The following is a 20,891-nucleotide window of genomic DNA, read 5'->3' on the forward strand; positions in this document are numbered from 1 at the left end:
TTCACAAATTTTTCTCTCACATAGAAGATGACATAAGATGTATCATCGTAACAGGTGCTGGCAAATCATTTGTAGCTGGTGCCGACATTGCAGAGATGGCAAACTTCACAGCAAGTGAAGCTTATGACTTTGCAAAACTTGGAATGGATACATTTATGGAAATCGAAAAATGTAGAGTGCCAGTAATCGCAGCAGTAAATGGATTTGCTCTTGGTGGCGGATGCGAAATATCTGTAGCTTGTGATATTAGACTTGCATCTACAAAAGCAAAATTTGGACAGCCAGAAGTAGGTCTTGGAATCACACCAGGATTTGGTGGAACTCAAAGACTTGCAAGAACAATTGGACCAGGATTTGCAAAAGAACTTATTTATACAACTGAAATGATTGATGCAAATAAAGCCCTAGAAATTAAACTAGTTAACCATGTGTACGAACCTGACGAATTGATTGACAAAGCAATTGAAATGGCTGAGCAAATTGTATCAAAAGCACCAAAAGCTGTTGAGTACGCAAAACAATCTATAATAAACGGTTCTCAAACTGACATTGACACAGCAATGCAAATTGAGAAGACTCACTTTGGACTATGCTTTGCAACAAATGACCAAAAAGAAGGCATGAAAGCTTTCTTAGACAAAAACAGACCTAAATTTATTGGAGAATAAGAGGGATAAAAATGAAAATAGCCGTAGTTGGTTCAGGTACTATGGGAGCAGGAATTGCACAAGTACTTGCACCTTATCATAAAGTAATTGTTAGAGATATTGCACCAGAAGCTTTAGTACAAGCAATGGAAAAAATTAAAAAAGGATATGAAAAGAACGTATCAAAAGGAAGAATGACTCAGAAAGAAATGGACAAAGCCATCTCTAACCTAACAACTTCTTCTGATATTGAAGACGTAAAGGACTGCGATTTAATCATCGAAGCAGCAACAGAAAATCCAAAAATTAAAAAAGCAATCTTTACAGAACTTTGCGAAGTTTGCGAAGAAAAAACAGTTCTTGCATCTAATACTTCATCATTATCTATTACAGATATTGGTTCAGCAACAAAAAGACCAGAAAAGGTTATTGGAATGCACTTCTTTAATCCAGTTCCAGTAATGAAGCTTGTAGAAGTTATCTCTGGAAAGAAAACTGATCCAAAAGTTAAAGACATGATAGTAGAACTTTCAAAAGAAATTGGAAAAACTCCAGTTGAAGTTGAAGAAGCACCAGGTTTCGTAGTAAATAGAATTCTTATTCCAATGATTAACGAAGCTATTGGAATTTATGCAGAAGGAATTGCATCAGCTGAAGACATTGACACAGCAATGCAACTTGGCGCAAACCACCCAATGGGACCTCTAGCTCTTGGAGACTTAATCGGACTTGATGTTGTACTTGCAATCATGGAAGTACTATTTAATGAATTCGGAGATCCAAAATATAGACCACATGTATTACTAAAGAAAATGGTAAGAGCTGGACTACTAGGTAGAAAAACTGGCGAAGGATTCTACAAATATTAATAAAAAATTTAAAAATGATTTTAGGGGGAAGACTTTAAGGTCTTCCTCTTTTTACATAGAGACATTAGAGGTGACATTTTGAAAAATTTGACAGATGAAAACAAAATTAAGATTGTGAACGCGTCGATAGTTGTTGGAATTATTTTAATGATACTCATGATAATTAAAAAAGATTTCTTTAGCCCCAACAATTTAGTTATAATTTTATTAGTTTATAACACTATATATGTTATCAAGAGATTTTTTGAAGAAAGTAAAGAAACAAACAAGAAAAGCAATATTTATCATGTACTCACAATACTAATGGCAATTGCCTTTGCCGTTTCTAATTTTTAATGGAGGGCTAATAATGACAAAAAGAGAAAAAATCTATATATATTTACTTACCGCATTTGTCATGGTGGCAATATTATTTGCAGAATTTCGCTTTAGCTACACAGCACGAGACATGAGAGTGTATTATTATATTTTCTCCCTTTATATCATAACTTGGATTGCGGGATTTCCAAGAAAATTTGATAAATTTGTGCTAGCAATGTATGTACTTCAAATTTTCTTAGCATTAAATATTATTTTTAAATTTATTTAACTTACTTAGGTGATTGATTGAAAAATAACTTAAAATTTATAAAATTCATTTTAATTATTTTGTTAAGTTTTTCTTTAACTTCGTGTAAGCATGAAGAAGCTATAGATTATAATAAAATTATATACATCATAAATGATTTTAATTTAGAAAGCCTGGAAATAGAAGATAAAGAAGAGTTGTTTAAAGTTTATAGTAAGACTAGAAGTGGCGATGATTTAATTTTAACTTCAAAAAATGGAGACATTTTATTTAATGACGAGAAAGATATTGTGAAGGTTGATTATATCTCTTCAGTGGATTTTGAAAAAAGTCTGGACGGAAAATATCCAACTGAAGGTTATGTTAAATTTATTAGAGATAAATATATTCCAAAGTCTTACAAAAATCTTGAGATAAATAATTATGCTCTCGATTACAAAATGTATTCTTTTTATCCAGAAAATCCAGCAGGAATTTTAAATCCCTATAACCAAATAAGAATAGTCTTTGACAATAAATCTGATAAGGTCATTTTATTTAATTTAATTGAAGACTTTAAAATAAAAGATGCACCAAAAATTTCAGGAGATGAGGCAGTAGATATAGCAATAAAATATTTTAAGGGAAAAATTTCTAAAGTAGATAGAGAAAAAATTAAGTATACGCTTAGAGTAATTGGCCCAAATGATTATCTCGAGGGCGAGAGAGTAAATAAAGAAAAAGATTTTAGACTCACTTATGAAATTAATTTTTATGATGATATTATTTTTGTCGATGCGATGACTGGAGATATTGTCGCCAGTGATTCCTATTAAAATTTAGCAAAATTTAAAAATAAAAAGGTATCAGAAAATTCTTTAGCAGGACTTACTATATAGTCCTAGAACAAGAATAATTGCTGATACCTTTTTTATGCTTATTGTTTATAATATTTTTAAAATTTCTTCAATGCTATCTATTTTGTAATTGGCCTTGTCGCCTTCATGGATTTTTCCAAAGCCATAAGTGCAGAAGATGCTCTTTATATTATTTGATACTGCAGCGTTTATGTCGTGGAATCTGTCGCCAACAAATATCACATCAGGCTCCATATTTGGAATTATTTTTTCTAAAATTTTATCCTTTGGAATATAGTCGAAGCTCTCAGCAGCGTAGGCTCTTCTAAAATATTTTTCGATTTTATAAACTTTAAGCGCCTTATCTAGATAAATGTCTCTCGCATTTGAAAGGATATAGAGATCATACTTTTTGCAGAGTTTGTCCAAAACTTCTACAGTGTTTGGATAAAGCCTTCCTGTTCCGTCCTCCATATATTTTTCCATTTCAAAGCCAACTAGCTTTTGAGTCTCAAGCTTTAGTTCATCTGGTGCATCTTTTGCAATTAAATCATAGGCGTAAGATGGTTTTTCGCCGAGAAATGTTGAAATATTTTCTCGAGTGACTTCATATTCTTCTGCTATGCCGTGCTTTTTAAGATGATTGATTCCCTTTTTAAATGCGGGATAATAAATCTCCATAGTGTCGTGAAGAGTTCCATCAAAGTCAAAAATTATGCTCTTAATATTATTCACGTATTTCACCCAAAAGATTTGCCATTTCGATTGCTGTTACTGCTGCGTCAAAGCCTTTGTTGCCCATCTTTGTGCCGGCTCTTTCGATGGCCTGTTCAATATTTTCTGTTGTGATTACGCCAAAGATTATTGGCACGCCTGTGTCAAGTGATGATGCTGCAATTCCCTTTGCAACTTCTGCTGAAACAAGCTCGTAGTGAGTTGTTGCGCCCCTTATCACAGCGCCAAGTGCAATTACTGCGTCGTATTTATTAGTCTTTGCAAGTGCCTTGCAAGTTAGTGGTATTTCAAAAGATCCAGGAACCCAAAAAACTTCAATCTCGTCGTCTTTTGCTCCATGTCTTTTTAGTCCGTCAAGGCATCCGTCCAAGAGTTTTGACACGATGAACTCGTTAAAACGAGCGAGCACGATTGCATATTTTTTTTCATCAGAGTTTAAGTTTGCGTTATAAATTTTCATTTCTATCTCCTTATTTTTCAAATTCTGTTAGTAAGTGGTTCATTTTTTCAGCTTTTGTTCTTAGATAAAATTCGTCGTGCACAGTTGAGTGAATTTCAATTGGCACTCTCTCTTTTATCTTCATTCCAAATTCTTTAAGCGAATAAATTTTGTCGGGATTATTTGTAAGTAGCCTTAGTTCTTTAACTCCCAAGTCTTGCAAAATTTGTGCGCCAGTTGCATAGTCCCTTGCATCTTCTGGAAAGCCTAGTGCTAGGTTTGCCTCAACTGTATCCATCCCCTCATCTTGTAGTGCATAGGCCTTAATTTTATTTACAAGACCAATTCCACGGCCCTCTTGACGCATGTATAATAAAATTCCACGTCCCTCTTCGTCGATTTTTCTCATTGCAAGGTGAAGCTGATTGCCACAGTCGCAGCGTGAAGATCCGAAGCAGTCGCCAGTTAAACATTCAGAGTGAACTCTTGTTAAAACGTCCATGCCGTCTCCAATTTCACCCTTAACAAGGGCAATGTGATGTTCACCAGTGACTGTGTCGATGTAGGCGTGAGCCATAAATTCGCCAAACTTTGTTGGAAGTTTTGCACTTGCAACTTTTTCAACGATTTTTTCGTGTCTCTTTCTATATAGAAGAAGTTCTTCTGTCGTAGTTATTTTCATATTTAACTTTTGTGCAAGTTCAAATATTTCTTCTCCGCGCATCATGTGACCGTCATCTGCCATAATTTCGCAGCAGATTCCAACTTCCTTTAGGCCTGCAATTTTTAATAAATCCACAGTCGCCTCAGTGTGTCCTGCTCTTACGAAGATACCGTCTTTTTTTGCAACAAGGGGAAACATGTGGCCAGGCCTTCTAAAGTCCTCTGGCTTTGCGTCATCCTCTGTAAGTTTTACTGCAGTAAGAGCTCTCTCATAAGCTGAAATTCCAGTAGTTGTGTCCACGTGGTCTACTGAAACTGTAAAAGCTGTCTCGTGATTATCTGTGTTTTCTACGACCATTTGTGGGAGGTCAAGTTTTTCTGCATACTCTTTTGACATGGGCATGCAGATTAGACCTTTTGCAAGGCTTGCCATTTGATTTATTTTTTCGCCAGTTGCAAATTCTGCCGCCATTATAAAGTCGCCCTCGTTTTCTCTGTCGGGATGATCTGTTACGATTATAATTTCTCCGTTTTTAAGTGCTTCTGCAACTTCTTCTATCGTATTTACTTTCATTTTTTACTCCTTAAAATCCGCTATTTTTTAAAAATTCTAGACTTATGCCAGACTCTTCTTCTTTATTTAAAAATTTATAAACATATCTGCCGATGATGTCCGTCTCGATGTTAATTAAATCTCCAACTCTTTTGTCTTTTAAATTCGTCTCTCTTATTGTTGTGGGGATAATAGAAACTTCAAGGGAGTTTTTGTCCACATCTGATACTGTAAGGCTTATGCCATCAAGGGCAACTGAGCCTTTGTTTACGACGTACTTTAATAAATCTTCATCTGCTGATATTTTGTATACAATTTCGTTATTATTATTTATTATATTTATAATTTTGCCAACTCCGTCCACATGTCCCTGGACAATGTGACCGTCGAGCCTTTTATTTGGGCTTAGTGCTCTTTCGAGATTTAATAAATCTTTTGATTTTAATTCTTTAAAAGTCGTGTTATTTATGGTCTCAAGCATTGCCTCAGCTTCAAAAAAACCATCTCCCAAGTTTGTTACAGTTAGGCAGACACCATTTGTTGCAATGGAGTCGCCAAGCTTTGTCCCTTCCAAGACTTTGTGGCAAGAAATATTTAAAGTGTAGAGGTCTTTTGATTTTTTTATGCTTTCTAATTTGCCCAGCTCTTCAATTATTCCTGTAAAGATAAGATCAGATCCTTCCTGTAATTAAAATGTCGCCTGATAGTTTTTCTACCTTAGTTATTTCAATTTCTACAGCATCTTTTAGGCTCTTTATGTCCATGCTTGCTATTGCACTTCTGCCGTCAGACCCAATAATTTTTGGGGCGAGGAACAGATAGAACTTATCCACTAAATTTTCCTTTAACATTGACGCATTTAAAATTCCGCCGCCTTCAAGTAGGATTGATGAAATATTAAATTCCATTAGCTTCTCTAGCAGGTCCTTTAAATCAACTTGGCCGTCTTTTTCTTCTGCAACAATTATTTTTACATTTTCTTTTGAACTTAAAGTTTCAAATTTTTCTTCGTCATAATTTTTTGTCGTTGCAATTATTGTAAAAGATGGGAGCTCTTCTGATAAAATTTTTCTATCAAGTGGAATCCTAAGCTTTGAGTCGACGACAACTCTTATTGGGTCGTGTCTAAAATTTCCATGGCGTACATTAAGAGATGGGTCATCAGCTATTACAGTGTTTATGCCAACCATAATTGCATCGAGCTTGCCGCGAAGTTCGTGGGAGAGATTTCTTGACATCTCCGATGTAATCCACTTTGACTCGCCAGTTTTGGTTGCAATTTTGCCATCAAGAGACATTGCACTCTTTAATACTACAAAGGGCCTTTTGTTTTCAATGTATGCGAAAAATCTCTCGTTTAAATTTAAACATTCATCTTCCATTACATATTCTTCGACTTCAATTCCAGCATCTCTTAGGATTTTTACACCGCGGCCGGCAACTTTTTCGAAGGGATCCTCTGTTCCTATTACAACTCTTTTAATTTTTTCTTCTACAATCCTGTTGGCACAGGGTGGAGTCTTGCCGTAGTGAGAGCATGGCTCGAGATTTACATAAAGTGTTGCGCCCTCTAAATCTTCACCGCGACTTTTTGCATCGTTTATTGCATTAACTTCTGCGTGAGACTTTCCAAATTTTTCGTGATAACCTTCTCCAATTATCTTGTCATCCTTTACTATTACGCATCCAACAAGTGGGTTTGCCATAGTATATCCCATGCCTTTTTTGGCGAGATCTATGGCCTTTTGCATATAGTAATCATCATCGTAACTAAAATACATAACTTCTCCTATAAAAAAAGGAGCCCGTTCAAGGCTCCCAAAATTAAATATAAAAAACTTCTTCTTTCATCCAGACTATACTGTCGGTATTGGAATTGCACCAATTCAGCTTTCGCTCGCGGACTTTACCGCCGGTGGGGAATTGCGCCCCGCCCCGAAGACATAAAAATTTATTAACTTATAATTCTATGATAACAATAATAAATTATTTGTCAACAGTAATACTAGATAGAAAAATTGTTTTTTAAAATATTTATTCAAAATCATTTTTTGTTTTTCTGATAATTGTGACAACATCTTCATAGACTGAGTCCACATCTTTGTTGCCATTTACTTTAAAGTCAGAGACTTTTTCCAAGTCCTCAAGGTGGCGAAGTCTCTTTCTAATCGTGTGAGCTTCGTCGTTTCTACTAATCATTCGATTTTTCAAAACTTTTTTTGAACACTCAAGATATATGCAAACTGAGTTTGGATATTCTTTTTTTATTGCCTCGACGCCTTTTTTATCAACGACGATTACGCAGTCGCGGTCCTTGTTGTAACACTCATCTAAATCTTTTTTGAGCGTTGAGTAGTAATTATCTACGTATTTTGTAGTTCCGATAAATTTATTATTTTCGTCTAATTCTCTAAATTCTTCCAGTGAAATAAAATTATAATCCACTCCATTAATTTCACTTGGACGATGAGGTCTAGTTGTGTAAGTGATTATTTTTTTTATTCCAATATTTGTCAGTGCGTTTGCAATCGTGCTTTTCCCCGAACCTGAATGGCCCACTATTAAATAAATCATAGACAACTCCTTTACTCATCAAATTAAAACTTTTTAGTATTATAACAATGTTTTTATCAAAAGTCGACCTTTACAAATTAATTTTTTTGTATTATTATAATTCTAATAATTAAAAATGGAGGAGAAAATGAAACATTTAATTGAGCCATTAGATTTTACCACAGAAGAATACGAAGAAATATTTAGACTAGTTGATGATATTATTGCAAACCCCGATGACTTTTCAGACGTTTGTAAGAATAAATTATTAGCTAGTCTTTTTTTTGAGCCTTCAACAAGGACTCGTCTATCTTTTGAGACAGCAATGTTAAGACTTGGAGGAGGAGTAATTGGTTTTTCTGATGCGGGAGTTAGTTCAACTGCAAAGGGAGAAACTTTAGTAGACACTTTAAGAACTGTTGAAAACTACGCAGACATTTGTGCAATGCGTCACCCAAAAGAAGGTGCTGCGCTACTTTGTTCAAAGGCAATGAAGACTATGCCAATAATAAATGCAGGAGACGGAGGACACTTCCACCCAACTCAAACTCTTGCAGACCTTATTACAATTAGATATTACAAAGGTGGCTTTGACAACTTAACTGTTGGAGTATGTGGCGACTTAAAATTCGGCAGAACTATTCACTCACTTGTAAGAGCACTAAACAGATATGAAAATGTAAAATTTGTTTTCATTTCTCCTGATGAATTAAAAATGCCAGAGCCTTTCAAAAACTTCATCGATCCAGAAAATTATTATGAAACTCGCGACTTAATGGAAGCAATGCCAAAGCTCGATGTTTTATATATGTCTCGTGTTCAAAGAGAAAGATTCGTATCAGCAGATGAGTACGAAAGACTTAAAGACACTTATATCTTAACTGAAGAAAAGATGAAAAACGCAAAAGAAGATGCAATTGTACTTCACCCACTTCCAAGGGTAAATGAAATTTCAACAGATGTTGACGATGATAAAAGAGCTGTTTACTTTGAACAAGCTAAGTTTGGAATGTATGGAAGAATGGCACTTATTATGTATTTATTGGGGGTTCAAAAATAATGATAAATGTTTCAAAAATCAAAAGAGGAATTGTACTTGATCACATAGAAGCAGGCACTGCTCAAATTTTATACAAGGCACTTCGCCTTGATGAAGTTCAAGATACAGTTGTAATGATGCAAAATATTGACTCTTCAAAAATGGGCAAAAAAGATTTAATAAAAATCGAAACTGATTATGACCTTGACTTTACTGTTCTTGGACTAATTGCTCCATACACAACAGTAAACTTTGTAAGAGATGGCGAGAGAGTTAAAAAATTTAAAATGGAGATGCCAGAAGTTGTTGAGGGAGTTTTGCACTGCAAAAACCCAAGATGCATTTCTAACTCAGAAAGAAGCATAAAGTCTCACAAATTTTATCTATACAACAAGGACAAAAAAGAATACAGATGTGAGTATTGCGACACTGTGACAACATACGAGGAATAATATGTCAAAAATTTTAGAAAATAAAAAAGTCTGCAAAGATTATTTTATCTTGAGGACAGATTTAAAGACTAAAGTTTATCCGGGACAATTTTTTATGTTAAGAGCTTGGGACAATTACCCAACTCTTTCAAGACCAGTTTCAGTTTACGATGTAACTGATGGAGTTGACTTTTTAATCGAGAAAAGGGGACTTGGCACAGAAATTTTGGAAAAACTTGTGCCGGGAGATGACATAAAACTCTACGGCCCATACGGCAATATGTTTTATCCAAATGTGGACGAACTTGCCATGGTTGGTGGCGGAGTTGGAGTTGCGCCTTTTCACTATTTAATTAAAGAGATTAGAAAACTAAAACCTGATGCAGATCTTACTCTATACATTGGCGAGCAAGAGGAACTTGAACTTGAAAACGCGTTTTTTGATGTGTCAGTAAATTTAATCGTAAAAAAGGGCGGCTACATCACAGACATTGTGGACTTTGAAAATCACGAATTAATCTACACTTGTGGACCGGAAATTATGATGAAAAAGGTTGTTGAACTTGCAAAGGTGCATGACTCAAAAACTTATGTGTCCCTAGAAAAGAGAATGGGATGCGGAGTGGGAGCATGCCTATCTTGCACATGCGAGACTACAAAGGGCAGAAAGAGATCTTGCAAAGAGGGACCTATTTTTAAGGGGGAAGAGTTAATTGGATACTAGACTTAAAACTGATTTAGCAGGAATCGAACTTAAAAACCCAATCATAATGGCAAGTGGAACTTATGGATTTGGCGAAGAATTTAAAAATTATTATTCACCAGAAATACTCGGCGGAATTTCTTCAAAGGGCATCACGAGATTTCCAAAACCAGGCAACACTGGAATAAGAATTTGGGAGACTCCTTCAGGAATTTTAAATTCAATAGGACTTGAAAACCCAGGTGTTGAAGAATTTGTAAAAGAAAAACTTCACGACATGAATGAACTTGGAACAAAAGTATTTGTAAACCTTGGTGGAAATACTGTTGAAGAATATGTTGAATCTGTTGAAATTTTAAACGACTACGACTTTGATGCAATTGAACTTAATATATCTTGTCCCAATGTAAAAGAGGGCGGCATGGCCTTTGGAATGGAAAAAGACTCTGCTGCAAATGTTGTGAAAAAAGTTATGGCAAAGACTAACAAAAAAGTTTTTGTAAAATTATCTCCAAATGCAGGCGACTTAGTTGGAATCGCAAAGGCAGTTGAGGCAGAAGGCGCCACTGGAATTTCTTTAATAAACACAATTCTTGGAATGGCAATTGATGTTGACAGAGAAGAAGTTGTTTTTGACAATACTTATGCAGGACTGTCAGGACCTGCTGTTAAACCAATTGCACTAAGGATGGTAAATCAAGTTGCAAAAAATGTAAATATTCCAATAATCGGCATGGGCGGAATTACAAATTATAGAGATGTGCTTGAATTTTTAATGGCAGGAGCAACTGCTGTTCAAGTTGGAACATATAACTTCATGAATCCAGAGGGGCCAAAGGAAATCATAGAAGATTTAGAAAAATTCCTAGAGTCAAAAAATAAAACTGTTGCCGATTATGTAAAAAAACTTGTATAAATTTCAATTTAAAATATAATGAAGAAGTAGTAGATGTTTCTACTACTTTTTTATTAAATGGAGGGTGAAAGATGAATATTTTATTAGACTTATATCTCACTTTTTTTAAACTAGGTCTCTTCACCTTTGGTGGAGGCTATGCAATGCTTCCGCTTTTGGAAAGAGAAGTTGTGGAGAACAAAAAGTGGGCAACTAAGGAAGAAATTTTAGACTATTATGCAATTGGACAGGCAACTCCAGGCATAATTGCCGTAAACACTTCGACATTTTGCGGATATTCTCAGAAGGGAAACATCGGGGCAATTGTCGCATCTCTTGGATTTATTACGCCTTCAATCATTATAATCACAATAATTGCAAACTTTCTTCAAGAATTTTCACATATTGTATGGATTCAATACGCCTTCTCGGGCATAAGAGTTGCTGTGTGCGCATTAGTACTAAACGCAGTTATAAAGATGGCAAAGGACAAAGTGGACACAAAGGTTAACTTGATGATCTTTATTCTAACATTTATTGCAATTGCATTTTTAAGTTTATCTCCAGTTATTGTCGTAATTATAGTTGCAGTATTTGGAATATTAATGGGGAGAAAATAATGATTAGATTAATTATAGAATTTTTAAAGACGGGACTATTTGCAGTGGGAGGCGGCATGGCCACTATACCATTTTTGCAAGATATGTCTGAGCATTATGGATGGTTTACTCAAAAGGAACTCCTCGACATGATTGCAGTATCTGAATCGACTCCTGGTGCAATAGGGATAAACTGCGCAACTTATGCAGGATATAAAGCTTATGGACTTGTTGGGGGAGTACTTGCAACAATTTCTTTAATAATTCCTGCGATAATTATAATTTTATTAATTTGTAGGGCAATGGATAGGTTTAAGAGTTCAAAAATCGTAAAGGACATGTTTGCGACACTTCGTCCTTCAACAGCGGGACTAATTCTTGGCGCAATGTTTCAAGTAATTGTTTTGACTCTTCTAAATGTGGATAAATTTAAAATGACAGGAAACATTATCGATATATTTAAGCCAATAGAGATTGCAATTTTTGCAGTATTTTTATACTTGATGATGAAGTTTAAAAAAATTCATCCACTTGTTTTTATTGCAGCAGGTGCGGTTTTGGGAGTAGTTTTAAAATTATAAAAAGTTTTGTTACATACAAAACGGATATTTAGTGCTTAAAAATGCTAAATATTAAAAATTAATTTAAATCGCAATACTTTTGGTTTATAATAGATTAAATTAATGTTTAAATGCGGAAAAATTATTAAACCCTCATGCACAGAGGCCTGGAGGTTTAAAAAAATAAATATTTACTAATTTAGGGGGACTTTAGATGAAAAAATTTCTATCCAACAGATTGCACAACGTGAAACCGTCAGGAATTAGAAAAATTAACGAGAAGACAATCGTTATGGAACGCGAAGGCAAAAAGATTTATCACTTTGAGCTGGGAAGACCTGACTTTCAAACGCCAGAAGTTATTAAAGATGCAACTATAAAGAGTATTCAAAACGGAGATGTGTTCTACACATCAAATTATGGAATACTTGAACTTAGAGAGGCAATTGCAGAAAAAATAAATAAAAATCATGATTTAGATTACAGTCCGGATGAAATTTTAATAACAGCAGGTGCGAGTGAGTCCATCTTTGACGTGTACGAGCTTCTATTAGATTATGGCGACGAAATTCTTCTTCCAAATCCATGTTGGGCAAACTACATCAACGCAACTTATATAATGGGAGCTGAGCCAAAGTTCTACACATTGGCAGAAGAAAATGACTTCCAAATAGATTTTGATGAGCTTGAAGGTTTGGTTACAGAAAAAACTAAGGCAATGGTAGTGATAAATCCATCAAACCCAATCGGATCAGTTTTTAAAAGAGAAACTCTTGAAAAGTTGGCAGAGTTTGCAGAAAGAAAAGATATTTTAATAATCGTAGATGAAATTTATAAGGACATCATCTTCGATCACTATAAACATGTTTCTTTTGCATCACTTCCAGGAATGAAAGAGAGAACAATTTTAATCGACGGATTTTCTAAGAGCTACTCAATGACTGGATTTAGACTTGCATACATTGCTGCGCCCGTTGATTTTATTAAAGAGGCAAATAAAGTTCACCAACACAACACATCCTGCGCAACATCTTTTGTTCAACACGCAGGAATCACTGCACTAAAAGAGGCAGATAGCGACGTTGAAAAAATGGTAGCAGAGTACGAAAGAAGAAGGGACTACATCTACGATAGAGTAAATAGTATTGACGGATTATCTCTTCACAAACCAGAGGGAGCATTCTACGCCTTCATAAACATGAAGGAACTTGGAGTTTCTTGTGAAGAATTCTGTGAATACTTGCTTGATGAAAAGGGAGTTGCAATAGTTCCTGGTACAGTATTTGGAAGTGCTGGAGAGGGCTTTGTAAGACTTTCTTACGCAAGCAGCATGGAAGATATTAAAAAGGGTCTCGACATAATAGAAGAGGCTTGCAAACACTTTAAAAACAAATAAAATTTTAATGACCAACTCTTATAGGTTTGGTGAACTTGTAGACAAAGCTCAAGAAATCTTATCTCATTACAGAAACTCACAATTTCATACTTTCATAAATCTGAAAAACGCAAACTCGCTTTTGCTCAGACAGTGCGTTTTTCGGGCGATTTATTTCAAGTTGTAATTTCTACAATTTCTTCCATAGGATAAGATTTCTTTAGAGCTTTATTACTTGTCATCAGTCTGACCAACTCTTGTAGGGTTGGTTTTTTTGTGCAAAAATTTAATTATAAAAACTTAAATATTTATGATATTCTATTATTAGAATAAAAAAGACATTTTATAAATCGCAGGAGGAATAATTTTGAATTATTATGAATATTTAGAGCAGGAGCTTGTGCCTGCTTATGGCTGCACAGAGCCAATTGCCATCGCTTATGCATCAGCGGTTGCAGCAAAGACTTTAGGAGTTAAACCTGAGAAAATTATAGCTAACTTATCCCCAAATATTATAAAGAATGCAAACTCTGTAAAAGTTCCTGGCACAGACGGAAGAAAGGGAATTCCAATCTCTGTTGTAGCAGGTGCATTTTTGGGAAATGCGGACAAAAAACTTGAAGTGCTTGAAGATGTGGACAAGACTAAATTATCTGATATGGATAAAAAAATTGAAGAAGGAATACTCGAGACAAATTTAGTGCGTGGAGTTGCAAATTTATACATCGAAATAATTGCAAAAAGTGGCGAAGATTATTCAAAAGTAATAATCGAAGGCGGACACACTAATATTGTATTTATAGAAAAGAATGAAGAAGTTTTGTTCAAAAAAGATTCTGTTGAAGAAGAGAAAAGTACAGTGGACTTCTCCATTGATAAGATTTTGGACTTCGCAGATAATTGTGACATAAATAGACTAAAAGAAATTCTAGATAAACAAATAAAATACAATATGGAAATCGCAGAAGAAGGTCTAAAAAACGACTATGGTGCAAACATCGGAAAGCTAATAAATAAAAATGCAGATGCACTTTATACAGAAAAATTAGTCGCTTATGCATCAGCTGCATCAGATGCAAGAATGGGTGGATCAGATAGACCTGTTGTTATAAATTCTGGAAGTGGCAACCAAGGAATTACTGTTTCAATTCCTGTAATATTGTATGCAAGAGATAAAAATATTGGAGACGAAAAACTTTACAGGGCACTTGTGTGCGCAAATTTAGTTGCTCTATACATGAAGCAGGGAATTGGAAAACTTTCAGCATACTGCGGAGCAGTTTCTGCATCAGGTGGAGCAGTTTGTGGAATCGCATATTTAGACGGAGCATCAAAAGAAGTAATCGAGGGAACACTTGTAAACACACTTGCGACAAACTCTGGAATAATTTGTGACGGAGCGAAGGCATCTTGTGCATCAAAGATTGCATCGAGCCTTAGAAATGCCTTTTTATCTTACGAACAGGCAAAATCAGGCAACACTTTTGCGCCAGGAGACGGTATTGTAAAGCCAAATATTGAAGATACGCTTCAAGTTGTGTCAAATATTGCAAAATATGGTATGAAGAAGACAGATGAAGTTATTTTATCTGAGATGATAGAGAACAGAAGTTATTTAGACGAATTTTAATTTTTAGATAGGGGAGAAAGATGAAATTATATTTAGCGGGGGCTCTCTTTAACGAGGCGGAAGTAAACCAAAGGAAGTTAGAGGGTGAAATTCTTCGAAAGAGATTCCCACAGCTTGAGATTTATAATCCAATAGATGAGCCTTTTAACGAAAATAAGGAGTCGCTTCCGACACCAGAAGAAATCTACGAAGGCGACAAGAAAGCCGTAGAAGACTGTGATATTTTCATATGCGACTTGTCCAAGGAAGACTCAGGAGTTGCAGCAGAGCTTGGGATGGCTCTATACACTGACACAAAAATAATTATCGGCATAAATTCAGACATAAGACTTACATCATCAAACAAATACGACGTGCCGACAGTTGGGATGAACCACTTTGTGCTTGGAGCAATCTTAACAAACGGAGAACTTGCAAAGAGTTTTGAAGAAGCCTGCGATATTTTGGAGAAAAAATTAGAAGAGATGTAAAATGTACAACAAATATATTTTAGAATCAAAAAATTTTGTTCCGGTAGAGAACGAGGACGACTACACTTGGCTCGAAATAATTAATCCAACAGAAGATGAACTCAAGTTTTTACTATCTGATTTTAACCTTCCAAAGGATTATATCTTTGATGTCAACGACCCCTATGAACTTCCGAGAACTGAGGGTTTAGAAGATGATAGGCCCAACCTTTTTATATTGAGCTATCCCATTAGATTATCAAACAAGGACTACATCACAAGGCCTATAGCGATAATCGTGGCAAAAGAAAAAGTAATCACAATATATAACGAAAAGTCCGATGTATTTGAAAATTTAAAATCAAACAAGTCCCACAAGGTGGACAATATTGACGAAATTGAAAACTTCGTCTTGGAGATGGCTTGGGAAATTTCAAAAGCATACATCGACTATGTGAAAATTTTAGATAAAGAAATCGACGAGCTCGAGTCTCAGACGAAGAGGTCGACAAGGACTTATCACTTGGAGAAAATAATTGCTCTTCAAAAGAGCCTCACAATTTTTCAAATGTCCATAAGAGAAAATGCGCCGGTAATAGAGAGTATCTTTGAGATGGGATATTTAGAGGAGTCCGAAAATAGAGATGATCTACTTCGCGACTTGCAGGTGGAAAATAAACAGGCGCGCGTCATGGTAGAAAGATCGACTGTCATGCTAGATAAATTATCAGAACTCTACACAAATGTAATAAACAACAACCTTAACGAGGTCATGAAGACACTCACATCAGTGACAATCTTAATGACAATACCGACAATTGTGGGAGGGATATGGGGCATGAACGTAAGGCTACCTTGGGAGAACATTCCCCACGCATTTTGGATACTTCTTTTACTTTGTTTGGTAGTTGGAATTATCACATTAATTATTTTGAAAAGGCGCGACTATTTATAATTTTTTAAAATGACTAAAGTTTAATATTTGTTTCACGAAAAGTCTCTCAATCTATATGCTAAAATTTATTATATAAAAATCCTTGACTTTTTTGCAAACAATATATTATAATACTAAACAATATAAAAAACCGTTGGAAAGAAGAGTACCTTTCTAGAATGAGTACAGAGAGCTTCGTTTGGTGAGAGAAGTGGATTTCGAAATTGGGAACATGGTCTTTTGGCTGGGAAATGTCGATAGTTAGACATTTACGGGTTCTCCCGTTACAGAGATAGGGTATGATTGTACCTGAAGAGGTTCTTATCGCGAGATAGGAATAAATTAAGGTGGTAACACGAGCACTCTCGTCCTTTAGGGGACGGGAGTTTTTTTATTTTCATTTTTATTTTCAGGAGGTTTAAGATAATGAAATTTAATGATTTGAGTTTAGATAGTTTATGTGTGCAAGCTGGTTACGAACCAAAAAATGGCGAGCCGCGAATTGTTCCAATAGTTCAGTCAACTACTTTTAAATATGACGATGCTGATGAAGTGGCGGCACTTTTTGATTTGGCAAAGGACGGTCACATGTATTCAAGAATTTCTAATCCAACTGTGGCATCTCTTGAAGAAAAGATTGCGCGCCTTGAGGGTGGAGTCGGTGCAGTTGTAACTTCTTCTGGACAAGCGGCAACTCTTTTATCAGTCCTTACGATTACAAAAGCTGGGGAAAATATCGTAGCTCTAAATAATATTTATGGCGGAACTTACACTCTTCTTGGATCAACTCTTGAAAAGTTTGGAATAAAGACGAAGTTTGTGCCGCTAAATGATTTTCAAAAATTAGAAGATGCAATAGATGATGACACAAAACTTATTTTTGGCGAGACAATAGGAAATCCCGGAGTTGAAGTTTTGGACATTGAAAGGGCGGCAGAAGTTGCTCACAAAAATAATATTCCACTAATAGTTGACAACACTTTTGCAACGCCTTATCTCGCAAGGCCCTTTGAATATGGAGCAGACATCGTTGTTCACTCTGCTACAAAATATATTGATGGTCACGCAACGAGCGTTGGCGGAATAATTGTCGACAGTGGGAACTTTGATTGGACGAGCGGAAAGTTTTCGTGTCTTACTGATGAAGATCCAAATTATCACGGCTTGAGTTACACAAAGACTTTTAAGGAGAAGGCATATATCACAAAGACTCGCGCCGTATTTTTAAGAGATTTTGGAACGACTCTAAGCCCATTTAACGCATTTCTAATGAATGTTGGAACAGAGACTTTGGCACTTAGAATGAAAAGGCACTCAGAAAATGCTCTAAAGGTTGCGAAGTTTTTGGAAGGCCATGGAAAAGTGGAGTGGGTTCACTATCCACTGCTTGAAAGTTCAGACTCCTACGAACTTGCAAAAAAATATTTAAAGAAAGGTGCAAGCGGAGTTATTTCCTTTGGAGTTAAGGGCGGAATAGATGAGACTAAGAAGTGGATTAACAGCTTAAATCTAGTTAGCCTTGTGGTTCACGTTGCAGACACGAGAAGCCACGCTCTTCACCCAGCGAGCATGACTCACAGACAGCTTAGCAAAGAAGCGCAACTTGAAAGCGGAATTTTGCCAAATATGGTTAGACTTTCAGTTGGAATTGAAGATGCAGACGACATTATAAAAGATTTGGAAGAAGCTTTTAAAGAGATTTAAAGGAGAAGAAAATGCCATTAATAATACCCAAAAATCTAATTGGTGATGAAGTTTTAAGACAAGAGAAAATTTTTACTATGGAAGAGGACAGGGCAAATTCACAGGACATAAGGCCTATAAGAATTGCAATAGTAAACCTTATGCCGAAAAAGGAAGAGACTGAAGTGCAGATTCTAAGGATGCTTACAAACTCAGCTCTTCAAATTAAAATTGACCTCATAAGGATGAATTCTTACGAAGGAAAAAACACGTCAAAGAAACATCTTGAAAAATTTTATAAAACTTATGATGAAATCAAAAATAATAAATATGACGCCATGATTGTGACGGGAGCTCCTGTTGAAACTTTGCCCTATGAAGATATAAAGTATTGGGACGAGCTAAAAAATATTTTGGACTTTGCAAAGACAAATGTGTTCTCGACAATGTTTATCTGCTGGTCGGCACAGGCTGCCCTTTACTATTACTACGGCATTAAGAGTCATGTAACTCGTGAGAAGATTTTTGGAGTGTATGAATTTAATGTGCAAAGGGACAACAAAATTTTAAAGGGCTTTGACGATTATTTTTATGTTCCTCACTCAAGACACAGCTTGGTGAAGCCTAATGATGTGAAAAAAATAAAAGACATTGACCTATTGGCGTATAGTGATGAGACGGGCGTTGCACTTGCTGCTACAAAGGACAACAGATTTATTTTCTCCTTTGGGCACTGGGAGTACGACAATGACACATTGGAAAAAGAATACTTGAGGGATTTATCTAAGGGACTTAAGATAAATATTCCAAAAAATTATTATGTTGACGACGATCCACAAAAGGAAATTCGAGTGCGTTGGAGGTCGGCTGGCAATTTATTTTTCTCAAACTGGCTAAATTACTGCGTGTACCAAGAGACACCATTTTATTTAAAAGACATTCAAAAGAAAAAAGTGTCTAAGTTTGGAGGCTCATCACTAAGCGATGCTTATAAATTTTCGAAAGTTAAGGAGATAATAAATTCTAAAGAGGATAGCGACGTAATTGTGGTATCGGCTCCCGGCAAGAGAAGTGCAGAAGATATTAAAGTTACAGATGATTTGATTGAAATTTCAAAACTAAAAAGTGAAATAAAAGAACTTGAACTCATAATAAAAAAATTGGAAAAAGAAGTAAGTGTCAAGTCTAAAAATATAAATAATTCTTTAGAAAAAGTTAAAAAGAGATTTGAAGATATTGCCTTGGATCTCGAAGTTGAAGATGATTTTAAGGATGAACTTAGAAAGACATTTGATGAAATAAAAATTTCAAATTCGAGGGACTTTATCGTGAGCAGAGGAGAATTTTTAAACGCAAAGTTAATGTCACTTTATCTCGATTACGATTTTGTTGATGCAGGGGATTTGATTAAGTTTAAAAGTTCGGGAGAACTTGACACCAAAAAAAGTGCCGAGCTAATTAGAAAAAATATTGAAAAGGGCAAGAAAGTTGTGATTCCAGGCTTTTATGGATCTGATGATAAGGGAAACATTAAAACCTTTGAAAGAGGCGGATCTGACTTTACAGGTTCAATTGTTGCTTCTGCTCTTAATTCCGAGGTCTATGAAAATTGGACTGACGTCGACGGAGTGATGAGTGATGATCCAAATAAAAACTCTAAGGCAAAGAGTTTTTCTCATCTAACTTATGATGAACTTGACGAAATAATAAAGGCTGGAGCAGGAGTTTATCAAAGGGATGCGATTAAACCTGTTAGGGATAAAAATATAAAAATAAAAGTCTTAAACACCAATAATCCAAAGTTTAAGGGAACAGAAATTTGCGATTGACGTTTAGAAAGAGACGCCATTATTAATATTTAACTTATGGGGTAGATATAAAATAAATGAGGTGACGAAATGTTAGAAGTAGGAACAAAAGCTCCAAATTTCTCTCTTAAAGATGAGAATGGAGATGTAAGAACACTTGATGAATTTAAAGGTAAAAAGGTAATTTTATATTTTTATCCAAAGGACAGCACGCCAGGTTGTACAAACCAAGCTTGTGGATTTAGAGATTTATATCCACAGTTCGAAGAAAAGGGTGCAGTGGTTCTTGGAGTTAGCAAGGACAGTGTGGAGTCACACAAGAGATTTAAGGAGAAAAACTCCCTTCCTTTTACGCTAATTTCTGACCCGGACCTTGAGGCAATTAAGGCTTATGATGTTTGGAAGGAAAAGAAATCCGGTGGCAAGACAACTATGGGAATTGTCCGTTCAACTTATTTGATTGATGAGGAAGGAACTATTGTAAAGGCCTTTGGAAAAGTTAAGGCAAAAGAAAATCCACAGGATATGTTGGGAGAAATAGAATAATAGTGTGGACTCTATAATTTAACTTATAGACTTTTTACAAAGCTCAAGAAATCTTATCTCATTACAGAAATTGGAAATTTCATACTTTCATAAATCTGAAAATCACAAACTCGCTTTAGCTCAAACAGTGTGATTTTTATGCGTTTATTTCAAGTTGAACTTTCTACAATTTCTTCCATAGGATAAGATTTCTTTAGAGTTTTGTTTTTTTATGCAAAAAATTTTTAAAAACTAACTATAGAAACATTTTCCTATGATAATGTGATAAAATAAAAGAAAGACTAACTATTAAAAGTCAAGAGGTGAAACAAAGAAAATATAAGGAATGATATTGATAAAACTGAATAAAAATAAGCATGAAAAAGTACCCTAAAGT

24 protein-coding genes and 1 riboswitch are annotated in these 20,891 nt (G+C 35.3%); of the genes, 18 read left to right on the forward strand and 6 right to left on the reverse strand.

Features of this window, described 5'->3' with window-relative positions; translation table 11 throughout:
- From ACOX6R_RS03905 to ACOX6R_RS03925, 5 genes are all read left to right on the forward strand, one after another.
- Nucleotides 1-668 (forward strand): enoyl-CoA hydratase-related protein (locus ACOX6R_RS03905; RefSeq protein ID WP_433447438.1); only part of this gene is annotated, 668 nt, incomplete at its 5' end.
- An 11-nt stretch (nt 669-679) separates the two neighbouring features.
- Nucleotides 680-1,516, forward strand: coding sequence for a 3-hydroxybutyryl-CoA dehydrogenase (locus ACOX6R_RS03910; RefSeq protein ID WP_433447440.1), 837 nt, complete (start codon nt 680-682; stop codon nt 1,514-1,516).
- Nucleotides 1,517-1,594: 78 nt separating this feature from the next.
- Nucleotides 1,595-1,852 (forward strand): hypothetical protein, encoded by a 258-nt coding sequence (locus ACOX6R_RS03915; protein ID WP_433447442.1) that lies wholly within the window; start codon nt 1,595-1,597, stop codon nt 1,850-1,852.
- 13 nt (nt 1,853-1,865) lie between these two features.
- Nucleotides 1,866-2,105: a hypothetical protein gene (locus ACOX6R_RS03920; RefSeq protein ID WP_433447444.1), complete on the forward strand. Its 240-nt coding sequence runs from the start codon at nt 1,866-1,868 to the stop codon at nt 2,103-2,105.
- 17 nt (nt 2,106-2,122) lie between these two features.
- Nucleotides 2,123-2,899 carry a PepSY domain-containing protein gene (locus ACOX6R_RS03925; protein ID WP_433447446.1) on the forward strand — a complete coding sequence of 259 codons (777 nt, stop codon included), beginning with the start codon at nt 2,123-2,125 and terminating at the stop codon, nt 2,897-2,899.
- Nucleotides 2,900-3,007: 108 nt separating this feature from the next.
- Here the strand turns inward: ACOX6R_RS03925 and ACOX6R_RS03930 are convergent, their stop codons facing one another.
- From ACOX6R_RS03930 to ACOX6R_RS03955, 6 genes are all read right to left on the reverse strand, one after another.
- Nucleotides 3,008-3,655, reverse strand: a complete 648-nt coding sequence (locus ACOX6R_RS03930; protein WP_433447448.1) for an HAD family hydrolase — start codon at nt 3,653-3,655, stop codon at nt 3,008-3,010.
- Nucleotides 3,648-4,115, reverse strand: coding sequence for a 6,7-dimethyl-8-ribityllumazine synthase (gene ribH, locus ACOX6R_RS03935; RefSeq protein WP_433447450.1), 468 nt, complete (start codon nt 4,113-4,115; stop codon nt 3,648-3,650). Before ribH ends, ACOX6R_RS03930 begins: the two co-directional genes overlap by 8 nt.
- Nucleotides 4,116-4,125: 10 nt before the next feature.
- The gene (locus ACOX6R_RS03940) at nt 4,126-5,331 is read right to left on the reverse strand and encodes a bifunctional 3,4-dihydroxy-2-butanone-4-phosphate synthase/GTP cyclohydrolase II (RefSeq protein WP_433447452.1); all 1,206 of its coding nucleotides are present in this window, start codon (nt 5,329-5,331) and stop codon (nt 4,126-4,128) included.
- A gap of 10 nt (nt 5,332-5,341) precedes the next feature.
- The gene (ribE, locus tag ACOX6R_RS03945) at nt 5,342-5,977 is read right to left on the reverse strand and encodes a riboflavin synthase (protein WP_433447483.1); all 636 of its coding nucleotides are present in this window, start codon (nt 5,975-5,977) and stop codon (nt 5,342-5,344) included.
- A gap of 4 nt (nt 5,978-5,981) precedes the next feature.
- A complete protein-coding gene (gene ribD / locus ACOX6R_RS03950) occupies nt 5,982-7,091 on the reverse strand; it encodes a bifunctional diaminohydroxyphosphoribosylaminopyrimidine deaminase/5-amino-6-(5-phosphoribosylamino)uracil reductase RibD (RefSeq protein WP_433447454.1) in 1,110 nt (369 codons plus the stop codon).
- 54 nt (nt 7,092-7,145) lie between these two features.
- Nucleotides 7,146-7,257, reverse strand: a riboswitch (FMN riboswitch).
- Nucleotides 7,258-7,344: 87 nt separating this feature from the next.
- The gene (locus ACOX6R_RS03955) at nt 7,345-7,884 is read right to left on the reverse strand and encodes a guanylate kinase (protein ID WP_433447456.1); all 540 of its coding nucleotides are present in this window, start codon (nt 7,882-7,884) and stop codon (nt 7,345-7,347) included.
- A 127-nt stretch (nt 7,885-8,011) separates the two neighbouring features.
- Between ACOX6R_RS03955 and pyrB the strand changes: the two genes are divergently transcribed.
- The 13 genes from pyrB (at nt 8,012) to bcp (ending at nt 20,515) form a co-directional block, all read left to right on the forward strand.
- Entirely contained in the window at nt 8,012-8,923 is a 912-nt protein-coding gene (gene pyrB, locus ACOX6R_RS03960) for an aspartate carbamoyltransferase (RefSeq protein WP_433447458.1), read from the forward strand.
- Nucleotides 8,923-9,354, forward strand: a complete 432-nt coding sequence (locus tag ACOX6R_RS03965) for an aspartate carbamoyltransferase regulatory subunit (RefSeq protein ID WP_433447460.1) — start codon at nt 8,923-8,925, stop codon at nt 9,352-9,354. The genes pyrB and ACOX6R_RS03965 overlap by 1 nt, the downstream gene beginning before the upstream one ends.
- Before the next feature lies 1 nt (nt 9,355).
- Nucleotides 9,356-10,057, forward strand: coding sequence for a dihydroorotate dehydrogenase electron transfer subunit (locus ACOX6R_RS03970; protein ID WP_433447462.1), 702 nt, complete (start codon nt 9,356-9,358; stop codon nt 10,055-10,057).
- Nucleotides 10,047-10,952, forward strand: a complete 906-nt coding sequence (locus tag ACOX6R_RS03975; protein WP_433447464.1) for a dihydroorotate dehydrogenase — start codon at nt 10,047-10,049, stop codon at nt 10,950-10,952. The genes ACOX6R_RS03970 and ACOX6R_RS03975 overlap by 11 nt, the downstream gene beginning before the upstream one ends.
- A gap of 71 nt (nt 10,953-11,023) precedes the next feature.
- Nucleotides 11,024-11,551 (forward strand): chromate transporter, encoded by a 528-nt coding sequence (locus ACOX6R_RS03980; protein WP_433447466.1) that lies wholly within the window; start codon nt 11,024-11,026, stop codon nt 11,549-11,551.
- Nucleotides 11,551-12,111 carry a chromate transporter gene (locus ACOX6R_RS03985; RefSeq protein ID WP_433447468.1) on the forward strand — a complete coding sequence of 187 codons (561 nt, stop codon included), beginning with the start codon at nt 11,551-11,553 and terminating at the stop codon, nt 12,109-12,111. Before ACOX6R_RS03980 ends, ACOX6R_RS03985 begins: the two co-directional genes overlap by 1 nt.
- 193 nt (nt 12,112-12,304) lie before the next feature.
- A complete protein-coding gene (locus ACOX6R_RS03990; protein WP_433447470.1) occupies nt 12,305-13,486 on the forward strand; it encodes a pyridoxal phosphate-dependent aminotransferase in 1,182 nt (393 codons plus the stop codon).
- A 346-nt stretch (nt 13,487-13,832) separates the two neighbouring features.
- Nucleotides 13,833-15,095 carry a serine dehydratase subunit alpha family protein gene (locus ACOX6R_RS03995; RefSeq protein ID WP_433447472.1) on the forward strand — a complete coding sequence of 421 codons (1,263 nt, stop codon included), beginning with the start codon at nt 13,833-13,835 and terminating at the stop codon, nt 15,093-15,095.
- Between the two features lie 20 nt (nt 15,096-15,115).
- On the forward strand, nt 15,116-15,565 hold the full coding sequence (locus ACOX6R_RS04000; protein WP_433447474.1) for a nucleoside 2-deoxyribosyltransferase: 450 nt from the start codon (nt 15,116-15,118) through the stop codon (nt 15,563-15,565).
- Nucleotide 15,566: 1 nt separating this feature from the next.
- Nucleotides 15,567-16,499: a magnesium transporter CorA family protein gene (locus tag ACOX6R_RS04005; protein ID WP_433447476.1), complete on the forward strand. Its 933-nt coding sequence runs from the start codon at nt 15,567-15,569 to the stop codon at nt 16,497-16,499.
- Between the two features lie 405 nt (nt 16,500-16,904).
- Complete coding sequence (locus ACOX6R_RS04010) at nt 16,905-18,182, forward strand: O-acetylhomoserine aminocarboxypropyltransferase/cysteine synthase family protein (RefSeq protein ID WP_433447478.1); 1,278 nt, start codon at nt 16,905-16,907, stop codon at nt 18,180-18,182.
- Nucleotides 18,183-18,193: 11 nt separating this feature from the next.
- Nucleotides 18,194-19,990, forward strand: a complete 1,797-nt coding sequence (locus tag ACOX6R_RS04015; protein WP_433447479.1) for a homoserine O-acetyltransferase/O-succinyltransferase family protein — start codon at nt 18,194-18,196, stop codon at nt 19,988-19,990.
- Nucleotides 19,991-20,059: 69 nt separating this feature from the next.
- Nucleotides 20,060-20,515, forward strand: coding sequence for a thioredoxin-dependent thiol peroxidase (bcp, locus tag ACOX6R_RS04020; protein WP_433447481.1), 456 nt, complete (start codon nt 20,060-20,062; stop codon nt 20,513-20,515).
- Nucleotides 20,516-20,891 lie beyond the last annotated feature (376 nt).

The organism is Peptoniphilus sp. (assembly GCF_050943655.1).
GTDB lineage: Bacteria > Bacillota > Clostridia > Tissierellales > Peptoniphilaceae > Peptoniphilus_A.